Origin of the sequence: Okeania sp. SIO2B3, assembly GCF_010672525.1 — a bacterium.
Taxonomy (GTDB): domain Bacteria; phylum Cyanobacteriota; class Cyanobacteriia; order Cyanobacteriales; family Microcoleaceae; genus Okeania.
On sequence record NZ_JAAHGH010000054.1, the window covers coordinates 22,806 to 46,041 of the forward strand.

Annotated in this window: 29 protein-coding genes; 17 read left to right on the top strand and 12 right to left on the bottom strand. The window is 35.5% G+C overall.

Going from position 1 to position 23,236, the window contains the following annotated elements:
• Positions 1 to 299 precede the first annotated feature (299 nt).
• From F6K15_RS25250 to F6K15_RS25260, 3 genes are all read left to right on the top strand, one after another.
• Positions 300 to 1,157 (top strand): sugar kinase, encoded by an 858-nt coding sequence (locus F6K15_RS25250; protein WP_293065961.1) that lies wholly within the window; start codon positions 300 to 302, stop codon positions 1,155 to 1,157.
• Positions 1,158 to 1,612: 455 nt separating this feature from the next.
• The gene (locus F6K15_RS25255) at positions 1,613 to 2,539 is read left to right on the top strand and encodes a hypothetical protein (protein WP_293065963.1); all 927 of its coding nucleotides are present in this window, start codon (positions 1,613 to 1,615) and stop codon (positions 2,537 to 2,539) included.
• 144 nt (positions 2,540 to 2,683) lie between these two features.
• Positions 2,684 to 2,947, top strand: coding sequence for a hypothetical protein (locus tag F6K15_RS25260; RefSeq protein ID WP_363268672.1), 264 nt, complete (start codon positions 2,684 to 2,686; stop codon positions 2,945 to 2,947).
• A gap of 294 nt (positions 2,948 to 3,241) precedes the next feature.
• Here the strand turns inward: F6K15_RS25260 and F6K15_RS25265 are convergent, their stop codons facing one another.
• Positions 3,242 to 4,132 carry a GlcNAc-transferase family protein gene (locus tag F6K15_RS25265; RefSeq protein WP_293065965.1) on the bottom strand — a complete coding sequence of 297 codons (891 nt, stop codon included), beginning with the start codon at positions 4,130 to 4,132 and terminating at the stop codon, positions 3,242 to 3,244.
• 744 nt (positions 4,133 to 4,876) lie between these two features.
• On the opposite strand from F6K15_RS25265, the gene F6K15_RS25270 reads away from it, so the two are divergent.
• Positions 4,877 to 5,137 carry a hypothetical protein gene (locus tag F6K15_RS25270; RefSeq protein WP_293065967.1) on the top strand — a complete coding sequence of 87 codons (261 nt, stop codon included), beginning with the start codon at positions 4,877 to 4,879 and terminating at the stop codon, positions 5,135 to 5,137.
• 1,016 nt (positions 5,138 to 6,153) lie between these two features.
• Here F6K15_RS25270 and F6K15_RS25275 read toward each other — a convergent pair.
• A complete protein-coding gene (locus F6K15_RS25275; RefSeq protein WP_293065969.1) occupies positions 6,154 to 7,755 on the bottom strand; it encodes a DGQHR domain-containing protein in 1,602 nt (533 codons plus the stop codon).
• Positions 7,756 to 8,948: 1,193 nt separating this feature from the next.
• On the opposite strand from F6K15_RS25275, the gene F6K15_RS25280 reads away from it, so the two are divergent.
• The 13 genes from F6K15_RS25280 to dndD all read left to right on the top strand — a co-directional run bounded on the left by F6K15_RS25280 (position 8,949) and on the right by dndD (position 15,415).
• Positions 8,949 to 9,362: a hypothetical protein gene (locus F6K15_RS25280; protein WP_293065972.1), complete on the top strand. Its 414-nt coding sequence runs from the start codon at positions 8,949 to 8,951 to the stop codon at positions 9,360 to 9,362.
• Positions 9,363 to 9,557: 195 nt separating this feature from the next.
• The gene (locus F6K15_RS25285; RefSeq protein ID WP_293066028.1) at positions 9,558 to 9,932 is read left to right on the top strand and encodes an HNH endonuclease; all 375 of its coding nucleotides are present in this window, start codon (positions 9,558 to 9,560) and stop codon (positions 9,930 to 9,932) included.
• 39 nt (positions 9,933 to 9,971) lie between these two features.
• Positions 9,972 to 11,528, top strand: a complete 1,557-nt coding sequence (gene dndC, locus F6K15_RS25290; RefSeq protein ID WP_293065974.1) for a DNA phosphorothioation system sulfurtransferase DndC — start codon at positions 9,972 to 9,974, stop codon at positions 11,526 to 11,528.
• Positions 11,529 to 11,633: 105 nt separating this feature from the next.
• Positions 11,634 to 11,771, top strand: coding sequence for a hypothetical protein (locus F6K15_RS25295; protein WP_293065977.1), 138 nt, complete (start codon positions 11,634 to 11,636; stop codon positions 11,769 to 11,771).
• 295 nt (positions 11,772 to 12,066) lie between these two features.
• Positions 12,067 to 12,207, top strand: coding sequence for a hypothetical protein (locus F6K15_RS25300; RefSeq protein WP_293065980.1), 141 nt, complete (start codon positions 12,067 to 12,069; stop codon positions 12,205 to 12,207).
• A complete protein-coding gene (locus tag F6K15_RS25305; protein ID WP_293065982.1) occupies positions 12,204 to 12,347 on the top strand; it encodes a hypothetical protein in 144 nt (47 codons plus the stop codon). The genes F6K15_RS25300 and F6K15_RS25305 overlap by 4 nt, the downstream gene beginning before the upstream one ends.
• A 6-nt stretch (positions 12,348 to 12,353) precedes the next feature.
• Entirely contained in the window at positions 12,354 to 12,494 is a 141-nt protein-coding gene (locus F6K15_RS25310) for a hypothetical protein (protein ID WP_293065984.1), read from the top strand.
• Positions 12,491 to 12,631 carry a hypothetical protein gene (locus F6K15_RS25315; protein WP_293065986.1) on the top strand — a complete coding sequence of 47 codons (141 nt, stop codon included), beginning with the start codon at positions 12,491 to 12,493 and terminating at the stop codon, positions 12,629 to 12,631. Before F6K15_RS25310 ends, F6K15_RS25315 begins: the two co-directional genes overlap by 4 nt.
• The gene (locus tag F6K15_RS25320; protein WP_293065989.1) at positions 12,628 to 12,768 is read left to right on the top strand and encodes a hypothetical protein; all 141 of its coding nucleotides are present in this window, start codon (positions 12,628 to 12,630) and stop codon (positions 12,766 to 12,768) included. Before F6K15_RS25315 ends, F6K15_RS25320 begins: the two co-directional genes overlap by 4 nt.
• Positions 12,765 to 12,917, top strand: coding sequence for a hypothetical protein (locus F6K15_RS25325; RefSeq protein ID WP_293065992.1), 153 nt, complete (start codon positions 12,765 to 12,767; stop codon positions 12,915 to 12,917). Before F6K15_RS25320 ends, F6K15_RS25325 begins: the two co-directional genes overlap by 4 nt.
• A gap of 6 nt (positions 12,918 to 12,923) precedes the next feature.
• Entirely contained in the window at positions 12,924 to 13,064 is a 141-nt protein-coding gene (locus F6K15_RS25330; protein ID WP_293065994.1) for a hypothetical protein, read from the top strand.
• Positions 13,061 to 13,204: a hypothetical protein gene (locus F6K15_RS25335; protein WP_293065997.1), complete on the top strand. Its 144-nt coding sequence runs from the start codon at positions 13,061 to 13,063 to the stop codon at positions 13,202 to 13,204. Before F6K15_RS25330 ends, F6K15_RS25335 begins: the two co-directional genes overlap by 4 nt.
• 228 nt (positions 13,205 to 13,432) lie before the next feature.
• Positions 13,433 to 15,415, top strand: a complete 1,983-nt coding sequence (gene dndD, locus F6K15_RS25340; RefSeq protein WP_293065999.1) for a DNA sulfur modification protein DndD — start codon at positions 13,433 to 13,435, stop codon at positions 15,413 to 15,415.
• A 72-nt stretch (positions 15,416 to 15,487) separates the two neighbouring features.
• Here the strand turns inward: dndD and F6K15_RS25345 are convergent, their stop codons facing one another.
• The 10 genes from F6K15_RS25345 to cax form a co-directional block, all read right to left on the bottom strand.
• Complete coding sequence (locus F6K15_RS25345) at positions 15,488 to 15,619, bottom strand: hypothetical protein (RefSeq protein WP_293066001.1); 132 nt, start codon at positions 15,617 to 15,619, stop codon at positions 15,488 to 15,490.
• An 853-nt stretch (positions 15,620 to 16,472) separates the two neighbouring features.
• A complete protein-coding gene (locus F6K15_RS25350) occupies positions 16,473 to 16,772 on the bottom strand; it encodes a hypothetical protein (RefSeq protein ID WP_293066003.1) in 300 nt (99 codons plus the stop codon).
• 45 nt (positions 16,773 to 16,817) lie between these two features.
• Complete coding sequence (locus F6K15_RS25355) at positions 16,818 to 17,066, bottom strand: hypothetical protein (RefSeq protein ID WP_293066006.1); 249 nt, start codon at positions 17,064 to 17,066, stop codon at positions 16,818 to 16,820.
• 5 nt (positions 17,067 to 17,071) lie between these two features.
• Entirely contained in the window at positions 17,072 to 18,163 is a 1,092-nt protein-coding gene (locus F6K15_RS25360) for a hypothetical protein (RefSeq protein WP_293066008.1), read from the bottom strand.
• Between the two features lie 10 nt (positions 18,164 to 18,173).
• Positions 18,174 to 18,587 (bottom strand): transketolase C-terminal domain-containing protein, encoded by a 414-nt coding sequence (locus tag F6K15_RS25365; RefSeq protein ID WP_293066011.1) that lies wholly within the window; start codon positions 18,585 to 18,587, stop codon positions 18,174 to 18,176.
• Positions 18,574 to 18,858, bottom strand: a complete 285-nt coding sequence (locus tag F6K15_RS25370) for a hypothetical protein (protein WP_293066014.1) — start codon at positions 18,856 to 18,858, stop codon at positions 18,574 to 18,576. The genes F6K15_RS25365 and F6K15_RS25370 overlap by 14 nt, the downstream gene beginning before the upstream one ends.
• 143 nt (positions 18,859 to 19,001) lie before the next feature.
• Positions 19,002 to 19,175, bottom strand: a complete 174-nt coding sequence (locus F6K15_RS25375) for a hypothetical protein (protein ID WP_293066016.1) — start codon at positions 19,173 to 19,175, stop codon at positions 19,002 to 19,004.
• Between the two features lie 48 nt (positions 19,176 to 19,223).
• Positions 19,224 to 19,436, bottom strand: a complete 213-nt coding sequence (locus tag F6K15_RS25380) for a hypothetical protein (protein WP_124142948.1) — start codon at positions 19,434 to 19,436, stop codon at positions 19,224 to 19,226.
• A gap of 264 nt (positions 19,437 to 19,700) precedes the next feature.
• Positions 19,701 to 20,471 carry an imidazole glycerol phosphate synthase subunit HisF gene (gene hisF, locus F6K15_RS25385; protein ID WP_293066020.1) on the bottom strand — a complete coding sequence of 257 codons (771 nt, stop codon included), beginning with the start codon at positions 20,469 to 20,471 and terminating at the stop codon, positions 19,701 to 19,703.
• A gap of 441 nt (positions 20,472 to 20,912) precedes the next feature.
• Entirely contained in the window at positions 20,913 to 22,031 is a 1,119-nt protein-coding gene (gene cax, locus F6K15_RS25390; RefSeq protein ID WP_293066023.1) for a calcium/proton exchanger, read from the bottom strand.
• Positions 22,032 to 23,236: the final 1,205 nt, after the last annotated feature.

Sequence of the window (23,236 nt, forward strand, 5' to 3'; positions counted from 1 at the left end):
TTTATTATATAGTTATCAGAACTTAGTTTTAAACTTAAATCAAAACTATGAATTGCAGTGTACTAGAATCTTATGGTTGTTACAGGCGTTTTTTTGTAGTGCCATACTCTACTAAAAATTTTTACAAGTATCTATGAGATAGATGAACAGAAAAAATTAATGACTCACATCAGACTATTTGTCAGATTAATTTCTTGAGGTTTAAGATCAACCGGATATTCAAATTGTTCCTAATACAATACTTACTTTACTTTTGGATATAAATATATTTTTTAAAATTTGTAAACCAGAAAAAAACAATGACTAAAACCGGATTATTTGTCGGATTAATAACCTTAGATTTAGTTTATCTCACAGCAACTTATCCTGAGAAAAATCAAAAAGTTGTTGCTTCCGATTATACTATTACAGCAGGGGGACCTGCCACAAATGCAGCAGTAACATTTAGCTATTTTGGCAATCAAACAACTCTTCTCTGTGGGTTAGGAAATCATCCTATAACTCACCTAATTAGAGCTGATTTAGAAAAGCATAATGTCACAATACAAGACTTAGATAAAAATCGTGACGAACCACCACCAGTTTCATCAATTATTACTACTCAAAATACAGGCGATCGCTCTGTAATTTCTATCAATGCTACTAAGTCTCAAATCTCAAAAGAATTGATTGACCAAGATATTATTCATAATATTGATATTGTTTTAATCGACGGTCATCAAATGGCAGCGAGTTTAGAAGTTGCTCAACTTGCTAAGTCAAAAAATATTCCTATTGTTATAGATGGTGGTAGTTGGAAACCAGGATTTGAAGAAATTTTACCTTTTGTTGATTATGCTATTTGTTCTGCTAATTTTTATCCTCCTAACTGTGAAAGTCTAGAGGAAGTTTTTGCTTATTTAGCAAATCAAAATATTCCACATATTGCTATTACTCAAGGAGAAAAACCTATTAAATATTTGAGTCAAGGTAAGTTTGGTAATGTGGAAGTTCCGAAAATTAATGCTGTTGATACTTTAGGTGCTGGTGATATTTTTCATGGATCTTTTTGTCACTATATTTTTGATGGGGAATTTACAGAAGCATTGGCAAATTCTATTAATATTGCTGCTCATTCTTGTAAATATTTCGGAACTAGACAGTGGATTAACAGTTAACAGTTATCAGTTATCAGTTAATAGTTATCAGTTATCAGCGATTAGTTATTAGCGATTAGTTGACAGTTAATAGTTATTAGTTACCAGTTGTCAGCTATAGCGAATTTTATCTCAGTTACTAATAGCGGGTAAGATGCCCACACTAGATATTTGAATTAAAATGGGAGAGCTTAATATTATAAATTTGGAAACTCATACAATTTTAATAAAATTATGACATAAACCTGACTTTTTCAAGGGCGTTTTGGCGAGATTAAACTGTTCCACATCTTTAACAAATTGGTATAGACATCCGTGCTTATGTTGTAATATTTTATCGTAGGGGTTTGGTCTCTAAATCAATTTTTACCCTCGGTTTGGAAACGAAACCTCTACAGTTTTTTCACAAATAAAATCATTTATGATTGCTATATCAGGTTAACCATTTTTATTGAAAAAAATAAAGAGACTATCCAATGGAGCACTTAAACGAATATTTTACAGCAATTAAAACATCATTAGAAAATAGTGATTTTTGGCAAAAGGTTGCTATTGCTATTATCTCTGGTTTTTCAGTAGCATTATTTAATTACTTTTCATCAAACAAACAACGTCAAGACCAAGCAATGGAGCTTTCCTATACAATAAATACATCAAGTATTTTAGATTTCAAAAAAGATATAGATCAGAAAAATATTAGTATCCTTTATGGTGAAAATTGTCAGGTTGCAGATTTGTATATCATCTCTTGCGATATTGAAAATACTGGTAGAAAAGTAATTAAAAATCAAGAAATTACTTTTGAGTTTCTTTCTACAAATGTTGGAATTTTAGAAGAATTTTTCGAGCCGCCTTTGAATGGTAATTCAATGGGTATAGAGAAACTTGAGATAGAGGATATTCAGCAAGGTGAAGTAAAAAAAAGGTATTTAATCAGAGAAATTTTACCGAAACGTCAAGTAGGGTTTCGATTTTTGTCGGGAAGGCGAACTGAGGAAAATGAAGTACCAAAATTATTTGTTTCAAATCAAGATAGTAGCAAAGTTCAACTTATTCCAAGAACATATAAAAGTGAGAGGGATGAAATTTCTAGAATTATGAATTTTGTCAGCTTCTTGATATTATTTTTTGCTCTGCCACAAATCTTGGAATTGATTCCAGATTGGGGTAAAATTCTAGCTTTTTTAGCAAAATTAGTTATATTTGTATTTATTATTCGAGACATAGGTACTTTTTCTAAAAAAATTGCAGAGCTTCTAATACTGCCTTTTCAAATAAGTAAAACTCAAAGAGCTAAGTACAACATAAATATACAAGATTCAAAAATAGAGGATTCAGGTATATCAATTGGAGATATAGTTAGGAGTTCTTTTAAGCAGGAGCGACAAAAAGACGAAAAATAGCACAATAATTTGATAATTTGATTTGGGTATTGATGCCAAACTCTACTATCAATACAATCTCATATTCTTGCTTCTTACTTCTTCCTTCTTCTTTCTTGCTTCTTCCTTCTTCCTTCTAATTTCTGACTTCTCCCTTCTTCCTTCTTGCTTCTTGCTTCTTCCTTCTTAAAGAGTTTTCCTTTAAGTGCAGAGATTATTTCCCCTACAGATTTAGCTGAAAATGTCTTTTTAAAAGCTCAGGAATATTTAGAGTCTGGTGGCGAAGAAGTTTGGTTAGTTTTTCCTGAAAGTAAATGGATAATAATAGTTACTGAAAATCAAGGTTTAATGTTTACTTCTGGTCAGGTTGTTACTACTCAAAAAGTTTTAATAGGTTTTAATATGGCAGTAGATGATTTATTAGCTTGAGAATTAATTATATTTTTTTCTAATCTATATCAAAGGCAAAAATATTCGCAAACGCCATTCCTTTTTACCGCAAAAAAATATCTGCCATCTCTAGCAAAACCTCCTCCAGTCAGATTCCGAAATTTGGGAAAAATATTTATGGTTTGTCTACTACTATTCTGACAACTTTCCTCTTTCCAACAAAGCAAAAAATTTTCATATTTGTAGTTAGCTAATTTCCTAAATTTTAACTTCCAACTTCTAACTTCTGACTTCTCCCTTCTTCCCTCTTCCCTCTTCCCTCTTCCTTCTTCCTTACATAAAACGAATAAACCAACGTTCCTTAAAACTCACACCTGCTAATGCTTCATACTCTGCCAAACTTCTGACATTTCCTAACCCATAAATGCCAAAATCTTCCGTAGCAGTTTCCATTCCCAAAATCTGACGAAAACGAGATTCAGATATCTTATTTTGTACCCACCAATCTTGATGATCTTCCCAATGTACAACCCGCTTTTTACCAGTATTATAAAAATGCCAACAAACACTAAGATTAGGATGATAAATATCCCATCCCCTAGTCCAAGCTTTAGCAGCAAATAATACCTCTTCCCCAGTAAAATAAATCTCCGGGTCGTAGGGTACTTCCTCAATAATTAACCCATCTGCAAAAATAAATCCAGCAGCAACAAAAGCTCCTAGTTGTGGAATACTACATTTACTCAAATCACCTATTGCTCTCAAACTTAAAATACCAGGATCTCCAAACCCCTTTGCCTCTAACCGACTTGGCGTATCCCCAACCAATTCCCTGGGAGGTCTGTAAGCAGGAGGATAGGTACTCAAAAGAGGTTTTTCACTGGGACACATTTCCAGCATTTTAATCAATTCTATGTCCCAGCCAGGCAAAAATCTCATGTGGGCATCAATTTGTAGAGTATAACGTTCCTTTTGCCACAACTTTTGTACCAAAGACCTCGCCCAACCTACGCCACGAGCTTCAGAAGCAGGCACTGCAATAATACGACAATCTTGAATACCTTTAAGTTTACTGATATAGTCCTTTTCCTCATCCGTACCATACTGCCAACAAATGCCAAAAGTGAGGCGTTCAGGATGAGTGGCATGAGCGATCGCTTCTTCTACTGTTGGGACTAATTCTAAATCGCGATAGGCAACTATTTGAATAAAAATACTATCCATAAAATTTGTTTATATTCATCTTAATTATATTGTTTAACTAGCTATTAGCTTTTAGCATTTCCGTACCCGAATGCTCCGCAAACAGCTAGTCTCTTGCAGAGGAACTGTGTTAACAGCTTGTAGGGACGCCATTCGGCAGCTCTACGTTAGCAAATGGCCATTTGCCCCTACTTGGGTTTATAGCAGTTTTCATGTTTCATAGAATACAGAGATTTTGGCTTAAAGGCAGCTATGCTGAGAGCAGAAGGCAGAAGCTTTGTAGTCAACATGAGTGAAAACCGCTATAAATACCAGGTTTCTATAAAGCGGAAGGTGCGCGGAGGGGTAACAGTCCCCTTCTAAACATTTACTGCTGACTGCTGACCGCTTTTTTAACTTATTACTACTTTAGATAGTGCAAATCAGACCATCGGTAGACTCATGCTAAATCCAGTTATTATAGGCTAGTTATATATATCAATTCCCATACTGATGATGTACAAATTCTTTTCAAGGAGAGGTAATTATTAATTATTAATTATTAATTATTAATTATTAATTGTTGAAATAGCTCCAATGATTTTCTTCAACATCCGTAGATCCACAAGAGGTCACACTATACTATTGATCTAGATCGCAAAAGACATAAAAATTTGTCACAATAACACCTTGACTAGGCTCACTGAAATTACGGCATGAATAATCAGATGATATATTAAAGTTGAAAAATTGATTAAAATTCAGGGTTTTTACTGATATTAAATTATGGAAATTACTACTAATAATCCAATAAATATTAATTCTGAAATACCTAGTCCTGTTGAATGGGTAGAAGAACATTATTCGATCGCCAATTTAATAGATACTCTCACCGATCTACAAGAGGTACTTGCTCATGGACTACTATTCCAAGATAATCAAGATGGAGAATTAGTTATTAATGCTGATGTGAAAGATTTACTACAAGAAGAATACGGACATCAACATTGGCAGTATTTAGAAAAGTATTTATTGAGTCATGGTTGAAAATAGTATTTTGTAGCGTAGTATTATTGATTATTGAGTAGGGGAGTAGGGGAGTAGAGAATAGTTATACCATTTCTCAAAAACTTTTCTACACTTTGTTGAGCAGGAGACCCACCCGCGGGCCCCGACCGTGGAGGGGAAGCAAACATCACAATAATTAACATTAACGCAAGCTGAAATTAGCATACAAAGTGATTTTGCTTGTACCTATCAGTTGACAACTGAAGTATTGCCCAAGTATAGCAATAATGCATGGGAATTGGTATTAGGAGAAACGAGGAATTAATTAGGAGATAGTCGGATATATTTGTCCCTTAATTTTTCTGCTAAAATTTCTGCCTTTTATGCTAAGTTTTTGAGGGTTTTCAACTGAAAACCAGGCACTTTTTTCGCTTCTTTAAATGCTAAAACCTTTATCAAAAGAGTGCTTTTAGCTTTTATCGGTAAGCCCTACTTAAATAATTGGGTGCATCTCATATTTGCAAAAATACTTTTTCCTATATATTTCCTGTTGCCTCACAGGAGTGCGCATTCCGCAAGCGAGCTGACGTCGTCGCGGGGTCGCACCGCTGTTGCTTTCCGGAGCTGTTGCCTAAAAGCGATAAATTTTTGGCTTTATTCAAAATTGAGATGCACCCTAATAATTGAAGTTTCACCTCACAAAAGTATTCTTTTTTCACCCTTAGGTATAAAACAGCTTTCATTGCAGATAAATTTTTGTAGCTTATTGCATTAAAGCTAGTCTAAAGAAGTTGAAAAAATTCAAAACATCAATCAACTCTTCCTCACCAAATAATTAAGGTTTAAAGTCTCTCCTTTAAATGAGAAACAAGCGGTCGTTCTCTCTTCGCAGCGCACCCGTTGGGTGGGATGGCGAGGTCTCCTCGCTGTCCGACCATCGACCAAGAGAGAAAAAATTTTTATGATTAGTAAATCCTCTTCTTTTCAAGGAGAGGTAATTGTTAATTATTAATTATTAATTATTAATTGTTGAACTTGCCTTTTTTTCTCACACTCTAAGACAAAATTTTCGGCAACCCTACCTTTTTTAATTCCACAAACTTACCTTGAAAATCTACAGCTTGATTCTCCCCAACTCTCCTTGCTTCTGCCAATTCTCGACGAATTCCTGCTCGTTCCATCTTGTCAGAAATTCCACCTAATATATAGATAAATAATCTCATTGCTAAATCTCTTCCAGCTACCGACATTCGCTTCCGATTAAAATCATATAAAACCCCATACCAAATAGAGTCAAAAAATTCTATTCCACTCAAACCACCATCCACATCATACTTATTTAATTTCTGAAAAACCTCCTCCAGAGAAAATCCTTTTTTGTATATTAAAATTCCTAGAGCTTCAGCAAAAGCAATTTGTCCAACAGGGCGAAATAAAACATGACCTTCTCCTGGTTTTATTTCAAAACTAAATCTTCTCAATTCTGGAGTTTCGGCACCATTTTCTAATCTTGAATAACTAGGTAAATTAGCTAAATAATTCCAAAGCAACATAAATTCCTCTAGTCCCTCTTCTAATTCTTCTTCTTCAGGACACATCGGAATTAAGCCTTTATCTGAAGGTTTCCAATGAGGATAACGAGGCTTTAAATATCTTTCAGACATTTCTTGAATTGCCTGAAGAGTTGTTAAAACAGTAGACTTAGTTGCTACAGTTGCACTATCCCAATTCACCCGTGGATTTCTATCATCTTTCTCCTTTAATAAAGGATGATAAATTGCTGTTTTTCTAGCCACAATGGCAAACCCGTCATCCTCATTTAATAATGCCAACTGCCCTTTACTTAATTTTACAGCAGTCAAATTTACATGAGCAAAAACTGACCTAACTCTCCGTCGTGCTTGTGCTCTATTTTCTCCTTTTACTACTGCTGGAATAAATTCTATTCCTATTTGTTCGTAAGCTAATTTTTGTAGTTCTGGTAATTCAATATTATGAGTTTCCGCTAAATCATCAATATTAATAGCTGCACCTACTGGTTTTTTTTGTTTGTTATATCTAGGCAACCTACCTGTTTTTATTAATTCCATTAAACCTTGAATTCCCATCAGTCGATGTTGACCGTCTAGGGCAAATACTGCTACTTCTAAACGTAGGTCTAATAATCCTACTTTTCCGGCTGAGTCTAGGGGTAAAAAATCAGTAGCAGATTTATTTGCTTCACCATTTTTATTCCATTCCTCTGCTTTGGGATTATCTACCCAACTGGGGCTAATTACTACTAATACTGCTGGAAATTTGTGAGCTTTTCTTGTTGCTAAATATAGGGTTAATGGGGCTTGACGAGACCAATCTAAAGGTCGTTGTTGAATTTCATCTATTGTTTCTGCATCACGAATTACATTATCTGTTTCTATATCAAATTTTTGCCGAAATAATGGTAGTTGAGAGGCAAAACGTACACGACTATCTAACCATTCTAGAGTGACAGAACCGATGTAAGCTTCCGTTTTTCCCATCATAGTTTTTTGTACTAAAAGTCTGTCATCTTTGCCTATATGTTTGTCTAAAAGGATAGCGATCGCTTCTCTTTCTCGATTATCATTTTCTAAAATTTCTTTTGCTATTTCTGATGTGGGTTTATTGGTCTTTTTCATCGCTGATTTTGGGAAATATTTTTAATGATTTTTGAAAATTACTACATATATAAATTTTTGTCAATAAACGTTTTTAAAAACTTTTGAGTTAGTATAATTATTAATTGTATAGTAATTTTGCTTATCATATACTATTTATTATGTCAATACTAACGGATGGAACATGAGGTATGAATATTGATGTCTTTTTATAGCTATAAGCATTTCCGTTTGTCATGCTCCGCAAACAACATTCAGCTATGAGCTAGAGTCAAAAATTTTAACTGTAATATTTTGAAGTTTCTTAGCTGTCCTAATTTTAATGCGTAGTGCTATAACATCAAAATAATAGCCATTCAGCTATTAACAGCTAGTTTTCACAGAGCATAGTGTTTAGAGAAAAATGAATAATTTATTAGTACTTTTCCTAAAACTTACTACTTAATAAATTTGAATATCAGCTATTTTAGCTGACGAATACATCCTTACTGAAAATAGAAATAGTATCTAATAGATAGTTCATTTCTTTCTGTAAAAAAAAGGGATGAAAAACTTATTTATTTTGTAGAAGTACAACATTACAGTAGCAGGTATAAATGAGAAACTAATCAACTTAATTTTGCCATTGAAAAAGCGTTTCCTGACGGAATTCTGAGCAAACAGCAGTTCGGCAATCAGTTTTTTAGAAGGGGATTTAAACCCAAGCTTGGACGTTCCGGAATGCTCCGCAAACAGATACCATTACATAAGCACAAATTTTTAGGCTAATAGCTGTTAACGTAGTTCCGACTCAGGAGGCTAGCTAATAGCTGATAGCTAGTTAAAAAAGGAGGAATTAGAATGGTTATGGTAAATTTAACTTTGGTAGTTATTTTAGATTTAATCTGGCATATTTATTTAGTTAATCTGCTGGTTTATGACAAATAAATAGTAAAAATATAGATGTTTTACCGAATTATTAATTATTAATTATTAAATAATTCTGGTTTAAAGCCTCCCCTTTTAAGGGGAAAAAAGCGGTCGAGGGATGGCGTTTTGCTCCGCAACATATAAAGCGGAGCGGCTCTGTCACTCTTAGGGTCTCCTCGCTGTCCGACCATCGAGCAAGAAAAGAAATAATATTTCCTGATATTCAATCCTCTCCTCTCGGTTTTAACCAGAGGTAATTATCAATTATCCATTATCAATTATCAATTAATGAAATAGTGCTATAAATGAGTAAAAATCAAGAATCAAGCAGAGAAAAAAAATTAGCATACTACTGTCAACTTTTTACTGAGATTAATACAAGTAAAAGTCAAAAATTAGGTACTGCCAAACACAAGCCAATTTTACTTTTATCTGTAATTGATTTGATTGCACAAGGTTTAATCCAAAAGAATGAAATTAATGTTTCAAAAAAATTAGTTGATACTTTTAATCAATACTGGGATCTTCTATCCTCTGATTCTCATCGACGTGGTTTGTACTATCCTTTTTACCATCTACAGAGCGATAATTTTTGGCATATAAACTTTAACTCTGACTTTATTAATACTTTGCCAGAAAAAACAGTTACAAAGGAAGACAGGCCAAAATCACTAACAAAGCTAAGAAAAATAGTTAATTATGCCAGTTTTGATGCATAATTATTTGAATTACTACAAGATAAAAATCACAGAAAAGAATTAACAGATGTACTAATTGCAAATTGGTTCTCAGCCAACCAAAAAGACACCAAAGAACTCATCAGAATTAATCAAAATTTTCAAAAAAATGATGAGCAAGAAGAAGAACAAAAACAGCCTAAATCATATTTCAGAAAATCTGTACTTAGAGATGGTATTTTTCGTAAAGCAGTTGTACATACTTATAACTATAAATGTGCTTTTTGTGGAATAAAAGTAACCATGTCAATCAAGCAAAATATTGTAGATGGAGCGCATATAAAACCATTCGCCAAATTTTATGACAATAGAATAGATAACGGCATATCACTTTGTAAAAATCATCATTGGGCATTCGATAAAGGTTTATTTACTATCTCTGATGATTATGATTATAGAATTATCGTTTCCAATAACTTTCAAGAAGAATCACCAAATTCTAAAGCCATGAAAGAATTTAATGATAATCAGCTTTGGTTGCCTAGTGAAAAAAAATATTTTCCTAGAATAGAAGCTTTACAATGGCATCGCCAGAATATTTTTATCTCATAAAAATAGATATTAATCAAAAAATTGAGGATATTTCTAAATATGAAAGGTATACAACAATCTTTATTTCCCAGCAGAACTACTGCCGAATTAGTAGAAGACATAAAAAAACTAACTACAGAAATTCAAGAACTATATTGTTTAGATTCTATTCCCTGGGTTGTTGGATATTCAGGCGGTAAAGATAGCACCGCAATATTACAACTAATATGGAATGCGATCGCTGAACTTCCGAAAAAAAAACGAGCTAAAACTATCCACGTTATTACCACAGATACATTAGTAGAAAATCCCATCGTTTCTGCTTGGGTAACTAACTCTTTAAACTTGATGGAAGAGGCGGCAAAAAATAATAAACTACCTATAGAATGTCATTTATTAAAACCAGAAGTCAAAAAAACATACTGGGTGGGATTACTTGGTAAAGGATACCCAGCCCCGCGTCATACATTTCGCTGGTGTACTCCCCGTTTAAAAATAGATCCATCTAATATTTTTATTCGTAATGTTGTTAGAAATAATGGGGAAACAATAGTTGTTTTAGGAACTCGTAAAACAGAAAGTGCTAATCGTGCTGCAATAATGAATCAACGAGAAATTGGTAGAATAAGAGACCATTTGAGTCCTCATCCTAGTCTGCTTAATTCTTTACTTTATACTCCTATTGAAGACTGGCGAACTGATGAAGTTTGGCTATATTTAATGCAGTGGGAAAATCCTTGGGGAAATAGTAATAAAGATTTACTAGCAATGTATCGAGGTGCGACGGAAGATAATGAATGTCCGTTAGTAGTTGATACTTCTACTCCTAGTTGTGGAAGTTCTCGTTTTGGATGCTGGGTTTGTACTTTAGTAGATAGTGATAAATCTATGTCAGCAATGATTCAAAATGATGAGGAAAAAGAATGGTTACAACCTCTTGTAGATTTGCGTCGGGAACTAGATATTTCTGATAGAGATAAAAGAGATTTTCGGCGAATTTGGGGTACAGTTCAACTATTTGAACGGAATATAGATGGTGAAGTTTCTGTAGAACCAATTCCTGGTCCGTACAAAAAAGAATGGCGAGATACTTTACTGAGAAAACTGTTAGAAGCTCAAACACAAATTCGTGAAACTGCTCCAGAAAATATGCGAGATATTACTCTCATTTCTCTGGAAGAACTGAGTGAAATTAGACGCATTTGGTTAGAGGAAAAACATGAGTTTGATGATAGTTTACCTCGTATATATGAAGAAGTAACAGGAGAGAAATTTGAAGACTGTCGTCCTGGTGCAGGAATAAGTCTTTTAGGTAGTGATGAATGGTCAGTATTAGAAGAAATATGTAATGGGGATGAAATGCACCTTGAACTTATGGCAAAACTGTTAGATACAGAGCGACAATATTATATTAAGTCTCACCGATATAAGATTTATGAAAGTCTCGAACAATGTTTTGAAACAAGTTCTCGATCCAAGGAAGAAGCTATTCAAAACGCTCATAATAAAAGAGACCTTAAAAAAGCTGTCGAACGAGGAAAAGTCTCAGATAAAATTAAACAATTAAGTTGGGCAAATATGAAATTTTCTCCTCAAAATTCGGCAGATATTGAGTAAGGGAGTAGGGGAATAGGGGAGTAGGGGAGAAATAAAAATATGAAACTTTATCTGGAAAATTTATCTTTTCTTCTACGGGAAAAATGCAAAAATGACTAACAATTGATGAAATTTTATCTTGCAAATTCATCTGTGGAAAACCTCTGTTTTTCTCAGTCTGAGTCAGAGGCAAAAATTCTCCGTCGCTTGAGACGAAAATTTTATTTGTCAGACCTATCCCCTATAGGAAAAATGCAAAAATGACTAACAACTGATGAAATGTTCTTGGGAAAACTAATCTGTGGAAAACCTCTATTTTGGCAAGTCTAGGTTAAAGGTAAAAATTCTCTATTGGTGAACAAGAAAATTCTATTTCTCAGACTTATTTGCTACGATCAAAATTCAACAATAACTAACAACTGATGAAATGTTTTCTGGAAATCTCATCTGTGGGAAACTTCTCTTTTTCTCAGTCTAAGTCAAAGGCAAAAATTACAAGAAAACTCGATTTGCCAGACCTATCTCCTACCGGGAAAAATTCCACAATGACTAGAAAGTTATGAAAATTTATCTGGAAACCTCATCTGTGGAAAACCTCCCTTTTTCTCAGTTTGAGTCAGAGGCAAAAATTACAAGAAAACTCGATTTGCCAGACTTAACTTCTACTGGGAAAAATTTCACAATGACTAGAAAGTTATGAAAATTTATCTGGCAAACTTACCTCTGGGAAACCTCTGTTTTTCTCAGTTTGAGTCAGGGGCAAAAATTCGGGCGTTACTTGAGAAGAAAATTAGATTGGTCAGACCTATCTCCTACCGGGAAAAATTCCACAATGACTAGAAAGTTATGAAAATTTATCTGGAAAACTCATCTATGGGAAACCTCTGTTTTTCTCAGTCTAAGTCAAAGGCAAAAATTACAAGAAAATTAGATTGGTCAGACTTACCTCCTACCGGGAAAAATTCCACAATGACTAGAAAGTTATGAAAATTTATCTGGCAAACTTACCTCTGGGAAACCTCTGTTTTTCTCAGTCTAAGTCAAAGGCAAAAATTACAAGAAAATTAGATTGGTCAGACTTACCTCCTACCGGGAAAAATTCCACAATGACTAGAAAGTTATGAAAATTTATCTGGCAAACTTACCTCTGGGAAACCTCTGTTTTTCTCAGTCTAAGTTAAAGGCAAAAATTACAAGAAAATTAGATTGGTCAGACTTACCTCCTACCGGGAAAAATTCCACAATGACTAGAAAGTTATGAAAATTTATCTGGAAACCTCATCTGTGGAAAACCTCCCTTTTTCTCAGTTTGAGTCAGAGGCAAAAATGGCAAAAATTCGGGCGTTACTTGAGAAGAAAATTAGATTGGTCAGACCTATCTCCTACCGGGAAAAATTCCACAATGACTAGAAAATTATGAAAATTTATCTGGAAACCTCATCTGTGGAAAACCTCCCTTTTTCTCAGTTTGAGTCAGAGGCAAAAAATACAAGAAAATTAGATTGGTCAGACTTACCTCCTACCGGGAAAAATTCCACAATGACTAGAAAGTTATGAAAATTTATCTGGCAAACTTACCTCTGGGAAACCTCTGTTTTTCTCAGTTTGAGTCAGAGGCAAAAATTCGGGCGTTACTTGAGAAGAAAATTAGATTGGTCAGACCTATCTCCTACCGGGAAAAATTCCACAATGACTAGAAAGTTATGAAAATTTATCTGGCAAACTTACCTCTGGGAAACCTTTGTTTTTCTCAGTCTAGGTCAAAGGCAAAAATTCGGGCGTTGGTTGACAAGAAAATTCTATTTTTCAAACTTATCTCCTACCGAAAAAAGGTAAATTCTAAGAATAAAAAAATCAAGTTAATTATCCCACTACTTTTTTTCCTACTCCCTATTCCCTATTCCCTATTCCCTATTCCCTAAAAAATGATTTTCCTAGAACTTGTCTTACAAAATTTCGGACCATACTCTGGTAAACAAACAATAAACCTTCGCCCTACTCTTACCGATCACCCTCGCCCCATCATCTTATTTGGAGGTATGAATGGAGGAGGAAAAACTACTCTTTTAGATGCTATTCGCCTCGCACTTTACGGTCATCGCGCCCAATGTTCAACTAGGGGAAATTTAACTTATGGCGACTTTCTTTCTCAATGTGTAAATCGTAATACTCCACCTACAGAAAAAACTCGCATTGAATTAGCTTTTGAACATATTCAAGATGACCAAATTGTTGAATATCGCATAGTTCGTACCTGGGAAAAAAATCCTAAAGACGGCAAAGATAGTTTGGGAATTCTTGATGGTGAATGGCCTGATTCTTACTTAGCAAATGCCTGGGATGAATATATAGAAAATCTCTTACCTTTGGGAATTTCTAATCTATTTCTCTTTGATGGAGAACAAGTAAAAGAGTTAGCTGAACTAGAAACTCCTCCACCTTTGGTTGTAGATGCAATTCAATCATTATTAGGACTGGAATTAGCTGAACGTCTGGCAACAGATTTAGATATTTTGGTGACTCGGAAAAAGAAACAAATTGCTAAAACTACAGAATTAAAAAATTTAGAGGAAATTGAACAAAAACTGCATCAGCAAAAGACAGATTTGGAAGTTGCTACAGAAAAATCGAAAGATTTGGGAAATAAATTAAAAAAGGCTCAACAAAAACAGCAAAAAGCCATGAGAAAATTTGTCTCGGAAGGGGGAAAAATTGCTGCTGAAAGAAGTCAGTTAAAACAAGAATTTCAAGATGTCGAATTAGAGATGGAAAATGCTCGTCAGGAAATGATTGAACTTGCTGCGGGAGCTTTACCTCTGGCTTTAATTTCTCCTCTTTTGGAACAAGCAAGTTCTCAAGGTGATGTAGAGATTTTACGACATGAAGCAGAAATAGCTTTAGATGCTTTTCAAGAAAGAGACCGACGTTTAGTTAATTATCTGAATGAGTTGTCTATTCCTGCTGGCAAAATTAGTAAAATTAAAACGTTTCTCCATCAAGAAAATATGATGATTGAAGAGGATATTAATCAAAGTGATGAATCTTGGTTATTAGCAGATGAGAAGGCATTAACTTTACTAGAAAATTTGTTGCGCTATGAGATTGAAAATTGTCGGAAAAATGCTCGGGAAAATTTAACTCGTCTCAAAGATTTTGAAGTGGAAATTAATGTTTTGGAAAAGCAGTTGGTAAGTGCGGCATCTCCGGAAGCTTATGAAATTTTGGAAGCTGCTTTACAGGAGGCACAAACTGAGTTAGCTAGGATACAGATAGCTTGTGAAAATAGTGAACGCGATTGTAAAAAATTGGAGGATACTATTACTCAAACCAAGAAGGAATTATTTAGTTATACTGATGAAACTATAGAACGTCACAATATTCAAAATATCATTGAATCTTCTGGCAAAGTGAAGAAAACTTTGCAGCTATTTAAAGAGAAGTTAACTTTGAAAAAGTTGAATAAGTTAGAGATGGAAGTTACTGAGTGTTTCCGCTATCTTTTGCATAAATCAGATTTGGTACATCGCGTGGCTATTGATACTAATAACTTTGCTCTTTCTCTCTACGATAATCAAGGACAAATTGTTCCTAAACATCGCATTTCTGCTGGAGAAAAACAGCTTTTGGCAATTTCTTTTTTATGGGGTTTGGCAAGGGTTTCTGGTAGAAATTTACCCGTCGCTATTGATACACCTTTGGGTAGATTAGATTCATCCCACCGTCAGAATTTAGTAGAACGTTATTTCCCTTCTGCTAGTCATCAAGTTATTCTTTTATCTACTGATACTGAAATTGGTAAATCAGAAGTAAAAAATCTCCGTAACTTAGAGGCGATCGCTCACGAATATTTGCTGGAATATGATGCTCAAAAAAATCAAACTAATCTGGAAAAAGGATATTTTTGGTAAGCAAATTTTGGCGTTGGTAATTTTAGGTATGATACTATGTCCGGATAAGAGCGCGATAGAACTCCGTGACCTTTACGCGACCAAAAAACTTTCTCCTTCTAGTCCTATTTCTTCTGTCTTTCTTCCCTCCTGACTCCTGACTCCTGGCTCCTGACTCCTGACTCCTAAAGAATTAAGACTAATATCATACACGCGCTTTACCAACGCCCAAATTTTTTCCCTTTACTTTTTCAACTTAAGTTGTCTAAGTAGGGTTTGATGATTAAACATAAAAGCATTGACATATAAGGGTTTTAGGGTTTTTTAGTTAAAACCAACATTCCGCACTTCAGAATGTAGCATAAAAAGATACATGAATCATCATCAGAATTTTAGCCAACAAATTAATTGTATGGAACCCACATTCCGCACTTCTTAACATTTAATTGATAAATAAATTTTATACTTCGGCTAATATCCTTAGCCAGCAATTGTTTTAGCCATTCAAGCTAAAATCCCAGAATGTAAATTTTTGTTACTAAAATTATCATAAAACAAGGAATATTGGCGTTCGCAACTCCTGTAAGTACATTTTATCGTTCAAGAAATTTTGGGAATGTAAACAGATATAAAGATATATTGAGAACTGCGGAATGTGGGATGGAACATAAAAAAGTGAGGGTTAGAGTATAGTTGTTGAACCAGGGAGTTCTCTTGCCAGCAAAAAACACAGTCAGCCAAAAAGTCAAACTCCCTCGCTGTTTTAAGGATGCATCATACTCAGACCAGTTTTTGAGCCGATACAAGGACTTAGATTTACTCATACCTACTGACTGTATTTTGTGTACCATCTTAACTTCTTTATTTTTACCCTAAACATCATCTTTTGTGCAACAAAGCCTATAATTAGAGTATTTTGGCAAAATTTATTTACAGTTAGCAACATTTATAATTATGAAAATCAACTATGTTAACCTGTCTTTATATAAGTTATGATGATTTTCTCATTTAGGCGATCGCTATAATTTTTCAAGCGTTAGCGGAGCTTTGCGTCAGCAATCGCCTAAATTAGTAGGCGCTATATATAGTGTCTTTGCGTAAGTCCTGATATAGCTAATCCCATCCGACAACGCTCTTCCAAGGCATAGGGAACACTCGCACAAAAATGCTTTGTGAATGTTTCTATATTTTGCTGAAGTAAGTCATGGTAAAAGTTGAGACCCGAATCTTGGGATAAAAACTTAAGATCCGCTAATATAGCCTTGCTGGGAAATTGTTTTACTCCTTCTGCAATAGTCCCAAAGTGATTGAAGAGGGTTGTTAGTCGAGGACTTTGCAAACATAGTTCGCGAATTTGCTGGTAATTGTATTTTTTCATGTCTTTGGCTGTTTTATTTTTTATTTTTTTCGATTTTTACATAAATCAACTAAAAATCACGCGGTATTGATACAGTTCTTCATAAAGTTGTTGAATTACATTCTCATAGTTGGTTTCACAGGATTCAATAATTGCCTGACGATGAGGATGATCGAAACCATGTGTCAACAAGTACGGAGCATATAGCGGTTCATCAAAAATCAGACAACCATCTAACTGTTCAAATGATCTCGCTATCAGTGTTGAGCGACTTCTCGGGCAAGTCCAGAGGGCAATATGTTGATTCCTGGTCATTTTATTTATTCCTTTCTTAACCTATTTCTCAACTTGATAAACTCCTGACAAACTCTTTGTAAGTCTTCAGCACGAAAACCTTCAGCCAAAGATGGTGCGTACTGCTTAATGGCTTGAGATGCTCTTTGATTCCAACGAATAAAACCCTCTGTGTCGATCGCTTCTACTCCATCTTCAATAGCTGCCCGACGATTCAACTCAATTGCTTCAGCTATTGTACAACCTTGAGGTAATGCGATCTCAACCTTGCCCCCTTGTACGACTACAGGATAACCACCGGGCAAGCCATTGGGGCCTGGAACATGAGTATGTACTGGAGAATTTCCCAAAAGAGCTAAGACCACCTCTGCGGATAGACAACCGACAATTTGATTGATTTGCTCTCCTTTGATAGATTGGATTGGGGAAAGCAGTGTATCGATCTGATGGAACTGTTGCCCATCTAACCAAATACGAAGACCTTCTAGTTCGGTTAGCCGAGCTTCTGGACTCTCGGCTAAATTGATGACATGAGAATGATGGGCTATGACTTGAAAATGGCGAGTTTTACCCAAATTCAGTAGGGATTGAAGTAACGTAGAGATAATACCAACATTGCCTGCACCACAAACAATTGGCAACCCCAAATAACTGAGAAGTGGGTTGACTGCATCTGGGTAACAGACATTGACTAAAATTGAGTCAGTAGGCATTGTCCGTTTAATTAACGAGGCAACTCGTGCAACTAGGGCTGCTTGTAAGGGTAATGTAATGCCAAAACCCCCTTCCTTAATTAGAGAACACCAAGCAGACTGGGAAGCAGTAAATTCCCAGGGAGACTGAAGAGATGCTGTCTGTAAAATTAAACGTGGAGAGTAGGTTGCTAATTTATCGCTCAGGTCATTTTCACTATCCCAATCAATAGAATCGCCAATAAAAGTAACCTTCGATGAGAAGGCAACAGAACGGGCATTAGCAATAGTTACGACTTTATCTACCGAGTTTTTAGATCGTCCGATGACGCACAGTTTTAGTGATTCGGAGAAAGCCAGGGCGATCGCATAACAAAAAACTTGAGATACAGATCCAGTGCCGATAACTAGGATATCACAGTTCATTACCATCACCTCACTTCTTTCTGCGAGCGGCTGAAGTTACCGCTTCGAGTATTTCTTGATCTTGGAGCGTAGTTAATACCTCCAAAGCTTGCGATACAGGATTAACATCTTTACCTGTAATGCAGATAACTGGACTTTGAAGACTGGAGAAAAATTTTTCGGTTATATTGGCAGCTATGGTTTTACAAATGCCTTGACTGGCTGTCGCTTCTTCCACGATGACAACAGCACCAGTTTTTTGAATTGACTTGCCAATAGTATAGTAATCAATACTAGGTGAATCCAGCGATCGCAAATCAATCACTTCCACGAAAATTCCGTCATTTGCTAGTATTTTAGTTAAATCCTGGCAACGCCCAACGGCTGAACCATAGGTAACGAGGGTCATATCTTCACCAACTTCCGCAATCCTAGCTTTTGCCATAGAAATAAAATAGTCCAAATCGACCTTCGGGACTAGAAACTCTCGGTCTATAGAGAGATTTGAACTCGACGATCAAAACTGGGTCGAGGAATTGCATAGCAGAATTGAACAAACCGATGTAGTCAAAAGCATTAGAAGGTGCTAGGATACGCCATCCGGTGAATAGGGCCAAAAGACCAACTGGATTCATTGAATGATGTTCCCCCATTCCGAAACCTAGGGTCACTTTTGTACGAACTACAATGGGCAGATCGAGGGTGTTGCCGTACAAGTATCTTGATTTGCCAATTTGGGAAAAAAGTTTTTAGCTTTTTTCCCTTTAAGCACATTTTTTTTTCCCAAACTAATTGACCAAAATTTAATTACCTAATTCTATTCTCTTGTTCCATACACTATTGTATCATGTCCAGATGATTAGTGATGATTAAGAATTCCTAGTTTGAGGCCACAGCGTGAAAACAGGTTAACCCCCGAACAAATTCCTGCTGCTCCATAATTTTCTGACAACGATAGACCAGCAGATGTTCGAGCTTCATCTAAGTTTTCTGGTGAATAATCGCTCTTTGAAGTTTTATTATACCTAATCATCCGGACACGATATAATATCCTATATAACGCTATACCTTCAAGACCAGCTTAAAAATATGCATAGGAGTGTTGAGACATTTGAGTTAGGTGAGTCATGCAAGTACCCATCAGAAAATAAACTACCATCATTGCAGCAGCAGATGTAGCAACTAAAATACCAGCTAGCATTAGGGAAAACTCTCGATGATTAAATGATTCCTGCATGAGATGCAGAGACCAAGCCACTAAGGCCACATCAAGTATTAGAATAGTGAATAACATAAGTTACATTTTGTAACAGTTACTTTATTCTAACAACATTTCTTAAAAAAATAACCTAATTTTTTTACTAAAAAAATAGGCGTTGATGAAGCGCGTGTATGATATTAATCTTAATTATTTAGGAGTCAGGAGTCAGAACTCAGGAGTCAGGAGGAAAGAAAGAAGAAGAAAGAGTAGTAGAAGGAAAAAGTTTTTTGTTCATGCTCTTATCCGGAGAGGATATAATACCTCTTTTCACCAACGCCAAAAAATCTAAAAATCATCTTAACCATGTCTCACAGGAACTTGATGGTTAGCCAAATAATCTTTAATTTCCGACACGCTTAGTTGACCATAATGAAGTAAAGAAGCAAGTAAAGCCGCTTCTGCTCTACCCTCAGTTAAAGCCTCAAAAATGTGCTGACAGTTACCCGCACCGCCAGAAGCAACCACTGGAATTTGAACATTCTCTGCTATAGTTCTAGTAAGCGCTAAATCATAACCAGCTTGAGTTCCATCAGCATCCATACTTGTAACAAGAAGCTCTCCTGCGCCTCTTTTCTCTACTTCCAATGCCCAAGATATTGCATCTTTACCAGTATTTTCTCGTCCACCCCGCACATAAACGTCCCATCCTAATTTGTCTGGGTCTAGACGACGACGGGCATCAATAGCTACTACAATACATTGATTCCCGAAGCGGTCACTTGCCCGATCTATCAAGTCAGGATTCCGTACTGCTGCCGAGTTTATACTAACTTTATCTGCACCTGCTCTTAACAAATCTTTAATATTTTCTAAGGATTGGATACCACCACCCACTGTTAGAGGTATAAAAACCTGCTCTGCAGTCCTATAGACCACATCTATTATGGTTCCTCGGTCTTCGTGAGTAGCAGTAATATCAAGAAATACCAATTCATCAGCACCAGCATCATTATATACTTGGGCCAGTTCTACAGGGTCTCCAGCATCTTGAAGATCAACAAAGTTGACACCTTTAACTACTCGACCTGCATTAACATCAAGACAAGGTAAAATTCTTTTGGCTAGCATAGAAATAAGTTAGTTATAAACAACGGAGGGGTCAGGAGTCAGGAGGAAAGAAGGAAGAGCAAAAGGAGAAAGTTTTTTGATCAAGCTCTTATCCGGACATGATAGAGGAGTCAGGAGTCAGGAGTCAGGAGTCAGGAATCAGGAATCAGGAGTCAGGAGGGAAGAAGGAAGAGCAAAAGGAGAAAGTTTTTTGATCAAGCTCTTATCCGGACATGATATTAGCTATTCAATCTTATTAACTTTTACACAATTTAAGTAGCTATCAGCTTTTCCTTAGGTCATGCTCCGCAAACAGCATTTAGCTGGAGCGCTAAAAATTCAAGGGTTTAAGTCCCCCACGCTTATTTGAAAAAGCGCGTGGTGCGCCTTTTATGAGGGTTTTAATCCCTCATTATACACCTTGAGAAGCTGATGGCTGATAGCTGAGTGCTGAGTGCTACTTCAAGTTAATCCTTCAATGACAGGATGGTAATAAAAAGCTAATCCCAAAACGGCATAAGCTGCTAATAATAAAGCTCCTTCTAACCAATCAGAACGACCATCAGAACTTACAGAATTAGCAATTAATACTGCTACTACTACTGCTACTAATTCAAAAGGATTAAAATTCAAATCCATTGGTTGACCCAATAATAAACCCGCTAAAATTAACACTGGTGCTACAAATAAAGCAATCTGTAAACTAGAACCTACTGCCACTGAAACAGACAAATCCATTTTATTTTTCATAGCAACAGTAACTGCTGTAGCGTGTTCAGCAGCATTACCAATAATTGGAACTACAATTACACCAGTAAATAAAGTAGTTAATCCCAAAGTTGCTGTAGCTTCTTCGAGAGAATCAACCAATAATTCTGATTCAAATGCTACGGCTAAAGTTGCTATTAATAATACAGAAATCCACAGTAATAAATTAGGTTTATGCTTAGAATGTTCTTCTGATTCAGTATTAGAATCTGATTCTTCTGGCTCATTACCTGCCACACCAACTTCATATAAATAAGAGTGAGTCTTCATTGAAAATAATAAGGTGAGTATATAAACAGCAATTAAAACTACTGCTACTGCACCCGATAAATTCTGCATAGTACTTTGACTAATACCATCAGAAGTAGCATTTACAGCTGTTGGAACTAAAATTGCAATTACGGCTAAGTTCATTGCTGAAGCATTTAAACGAGCTACTACAGACTGAAATTTTTGTTCTTTGAAACGTAGCCCACCTAAAAACATTGCTAAACCCATTACTAACAATAAGTTACCAATTATAGAGCCAGTAATACTAGCTTTAACTACGCTTACTAACCCGGCATTTAGAGCAATAATACCAATAATTAATTCTGTAGCATTTCCGAATGTAGCATTCAATAATCCACCTAAGTTAGGACCAAGAACAACAGCAATTTCTTCTGTGGCTGTACCCATCCAACCTGCTAAAGGAATAATTGCAATAGCAGATGTAATAAAGATAGCTGATGAACCCCATTCTAGGAAATTACCTGCAATTGAAATTGGAATAAATACTAATAAAATTGAAATGATTGTTTGTGTGTTTAGCATAAGGTGTAAATTCCCAGTTTAGTAAATCAGAAATTAGGCAAAAATCAGTAGGACTTGCTGAAAAAGTATTTTGCGGAGGGGTATAATTCAGGATTAAGAAGTCGGGAGTTAGAAATCAGGATAAATATGAAAAACCCAAGCAATAGATAGAAAAAATAGGGGATTTTTTTGGATATCCTAGACTGATTATAGCAAATTAGCAGTTCAAATGAGTTTAAACTCTTAAATAGCATAGGATTCAACTAAATAAAAATCCATTTTTCTGAGAATTGCTTTTTTGTATTCCCATAATCCTTGCGTAAAATTCTACCTTAATAACCGATTAATTCAAACCTGACAGAGCAATATAATCTCGATCTCTTCCCAGTTTAGCTCATAGTTTTTAGCGGACTTAAAAATACATTTTTTGCTATACACCACGAGTTGCAATTTATTAGGAGTCAGGAGTCAGGAGTCAGAAGTCGTATGGGAATAGCTTCAATACCGATTTTGAGGTAGGAAATGCTCTTTTTTGTCAAAGGGACATTCCCTGAACTTATATTTTAATCGCACTTATTATTCGTAACATTCTTTTTTCACGCTTGGTATTATACCAATAACGATTAAACCAATAAAGTATACTGATAGAAATACCTAAAAAATCAGATAACCAAGTTGATCTTCCGTCTTAATATGTGTCAGAAAATTAGCTATGTACATTGGTGAACGAAAACTGATTTATTTAACGAAAAATTAATATTTTCCAACACATTTTACTTAGGGTTTGCGCTTCACTAGTCTTGTTGCTGAGGTAGGAGACAGCTATACTGAAGACAGGAGACAGGAGAAATGGCTCGGGAGCGAAGAGGTAGGAGCGGGCGTTTTGTTAGAATGATTTTTCTGCCATAATCGTCCCAAAATACTATCTTTTTGAGCTTTTTGAGCTGAAAACAGGTGCACTTTTTTATACCAAAAAATGCTACAACCAATATCAGTCAATGCTTTAATATTTAATCAGCAAGCCCTACTTAGACAAATAAGCCTGTTAAAAATAGTGGGATAGGTTCATTCTGTAATTACTTCAATATTCAATTTCCTCTACTGCTCTACTCCCCACAACTTTATAATAAGTAGGGTTTGCGCTTCACTAGTCTTTTAGTAGGAGACAGGAGACAGGAGACAGGAGACAGGAGACAGGAGACAGGAGTAAGAATGAACCTATCCCA